This window comes from Microbacterium sp. P2_F9, assembly GCF_056403635.1.
Genome location: NZ_JBFUFC010000292.1, coordinates 1 through 3,341 on the forward strand (window position 1 = coordinate 1; position 3,341 = coordinate 3,341).

General features: G+C 61.7%; 2 protein-coding genes. Both read left to right on the forward strand.

Features of this window, described 5'->3' with window-relative positions:
• Positions 1–1,340, forward strand: a 1,340-nt coding sequence (brxD, locus tag AC1DVT_RS18945) for a BREX system ATP-binding protein BrxD (protein WP_477390801.1), incomplete at its 5' end; no start/stop codon positions are given.
• Positions 1,337–3,341, forward strand: a 2,005-nt coding sequence (locus AC1DVT_RS18950; RefSeq protein WP_477390803.1) for a DEAD/DEAH box helicase, incomplete at its 3' end; no start/stop codon positions are given. The genes brxD and AC1DVT_RS18950, both read left to right, overlap by 4 nt.

A 3,341-nucleotide genomic window follows, 5' to 3' on the forward strand; every position in this document is an offset into this window, starting at 1 on the left:
CTCTGATGCAGATCAGCGCACGTCGGCGGCGGGACATTCTGGATGCACTTCGACGCGGCACCGTCCCGCAGCGTGGCCTCGACGTGATGGCGGTCGGCCTTGGTCCGTTCGAACCGACACTGCGATCGGAGCTTGACAACGCCGCTGACGGTGGGGCCCAATTCAAGGCGGTTCGCGGCGAATATGGGTCGGGGAAGACCTTCTTCGCTCGTTGGCTCGGAGAGACGGCGAAGAAGAAGGGCTTTGCCGTATCCGAGGTGCAAATCTCCGAGACAGAGACGCCGCTCCACAAACTGGAGACGGTGTACCGGCGGATCATCGAGAGTCTCGGCACGGCGGAGTCGCAGCCAAGCGCTTTCCGCGAGGTCATCGATGGATGGTTTCACGTCCTCGAGGGTGACGTCATCGCGGCGGGAACGGACGGGTCTAACGCGCGCGCACTTGCGCACGCCGTCGATCTACTGATGGAAAGTCGGCTCGCAATTGTGAGCAAGACCGCGCCGATGTTCGCTGCTGCACTTCGCGGATACCGCGCAGCTCTCATCGCTGGCGATACGGTGCAGGCCGAGGGCATCTTGGCATGGCTTGGTGGTCAGCCACACGTGGCGGCGAGTGTTCGTCGCGGTGCCGGAGTTCGAGGGGATCTTGACCACTTCGGGGCGCTTGGGTTTTTGCAAGGGCTCCTTGCGGTTCTGCGAGATTCTGACTATCGCGGCCTCGTGCTTGTGCTTGATGAGGTCGAGACACTACAGCGGGTTCGCTCGGATATTCGCGAGAAGTCCCTCAATGCACTTCGCCAGCTCGTGGACGAGATCGATTCGGGGCGATTCCCCGGGCTCTACGTGTTGATCACCGGCACTCCGGCATTCTTTGACGGTCAACAGGGGATGCAGCGACTCCCGCCTCTCGTCCAGAGGCTGCAGACCGACTTTTCCGGGGACCCACGGTTCGACAATCCGCGAGCGCCGCAACTGCGGCTAATGGGGTTCCGCGAAGAATCGCTGCTTGAGCTCGGAGTCCGGATTCGAGGGATCTACACGGCAGGTAGCGACGCCGCCGAGCGCATCTCGCAGGAGGTCGACGATGGTTTCCTGAAGCAGCTCTCTCAAAGCATCGTCGGCCAGCTGGGCGGCCGAGTGGGTGTCGCTCCGCGCCTGTACCTGCGCAAACTGGTGGACATTATGGACCGGGTTGAGCAGTTCCCTGAATACTCTGCGGCGCGCGACGGCCTGGGCGTCATCCCCGCATCGGAAATGACCCAGGACGAGCGTGCGTCGATGCGACTCGGGAAGATCGCTCAGGACGACGACCTCGACGACATTGACCTCGATCTCTCGTGAGCGAGACTGCCGCCGCGCTCGACCCAGCACTCGAGTTTCACATCGTCAATTCGCTTGGTTGGGCCCAGCTTCGACCGCTACAAGCGGATGCGATCGCTCCGGTGCGCTCCGGGGCGGATTGCCTTCTGCTCGCGCCCACGGCAGGGGGCAAAACGGAAGCAGCAGTCTTCCCGCTCATCTCGGAAATGCTGCAGCAAGGCTGGCGCGGGCTCTCCGTTATCTACGTCGCGCCGCTACGCGCGTTGCTCAACAACCTCTTTCCTCGCTTGACGACCTACGGGTCATGGGTGGGCCGCACTGTTGGACTGTGGCACGGTGACGTAAGCGACGGTGATCGCCGTCGAATGCTCTCAGAGCCGCCGGACATCCTCTTGACAACCCCGGAATCGCTAGAGGCGATGTTGGTCTCTCGAAGAGTCGACCATGTGCGCTTCCTCGGATCTGCGCGGGTGGTAGTGATTGATGAGGTGCATTCGTTCGCAGCATCCGATCGGGGCTGGCATCTGCTCGCCGTTCTCGAACGACTCCAGAGGCTATCGGGCGCTCAAATCCAGCGGGTTGGGCTCTCCGCCACCATCGGAAACCCGCACGAGATAGTGCGGTGGCTCCAGGGCTCAAACCGTGACCTCGAGCGAGATCCGATCGTCGTCGAGGAGCGGCCGTTGACTGGCGCCGCGATGCCCGAAGTAACTCTCGACTACGTCGGTTCCCTCTCCAACGCGGCAGAAGTGCTTTCGCGAAKTCACCGCGGGGAGAAGCGGCTCGTGTTCTGCCAGTCACGGCGGCACGTCGAAGAGTTGGTCTTCGAACTTCGTGAACGAGGTGTTACCACCTACGCCTCGCATTCATCGCTATCGAAGGATGAGCGCGCAGTTAGCGAACTCGCGTTTGCGGAGTCCACCGATTGCGTCATCGTGGCGACATCAACGCTCGAGCTCGGCGTTGACATCGGTGATCTCGATCGGATGATTCAAATCGACTCACCGTTCGCCGTGTCGTCCTTCCTCCAGCGCATAGGTCGGACTGGGCGGCGAGTCGGCACCACTCGGAACGCCCTCTTCCTGACAACAGATGTGGATTCGCTGCTTCGCGCCGCTGGACTGCTGGTTCTGTGGAAGCGAGAATTTGTCGAGCGAGTCACTCCACCACCGCATCCCCGGCACATCGCCGCCCAGCAGTTCTTGGCTCTGGCGCTACAGGAAGGCTCGTTCTGGCAGTCATCGTGGCAGGACTGGTGGGCTGGCAGCCAAGTGATGGTCGACGGCGGCGAGGTCCTCGAGTATCTCCGTTCGGAAGAGTTCCTCGTGTCAGACGGAGATCGGCTATTTATTGGTCCGCAGGCTGAAAAGAAGTTCGGCCGTCGGCACTTCATGGAGCTACTTTCGTCATTCATTGCAGAGAAGGAACTTCGCGTGATGGAGGATCGCCGGGAGCTGGGAACGGTAGAGCCGATCGCCCTAAAGCAAGCGATTGTGGACGGTGTCGAGCCGCTTCTCTTGACGGGACGTTCTTGGCGTGTGGAGGCGGTCGACTGGGAGAGATTTGTTGTGCGGGTAACCTCGTGGCCAGAGCGGGGTAGCGTCCGTTGGCAGAGTGGTGCCATTGCCCAGTCATTCGAGATGATGCGTGCCCAGCGAGACGTGCTGCTGGGTGAGACTCCTGCTGTGACTGTGTCGCGTCGAGCCTCGAGACAGCTCACGCAGTTGCGAGACGATCTCGCCGAGACAGTGGACCCGAGTCGACTCGTGCGTCAGAGAACCGAGAAGTGGGTTCGTGTGTGGACCTGGGCGGGGTTACACGCGAATGCGACGCTGCTCGGGGCAATGGGCGACCCTCGTGACTCCGACATGGAGAACGAGTACATTTCGCTTCCGCCCGAGTTCGACATCAGCAGGCTCGGGTCAGTGGACGTGGCGGAAGCTGTGCCGTACATAAGTCCCCAGGCCGCGGACGCCCTCAAATTCTCGGAGGCCCTGCCTGATCGCCTGGCCGTCAACACAC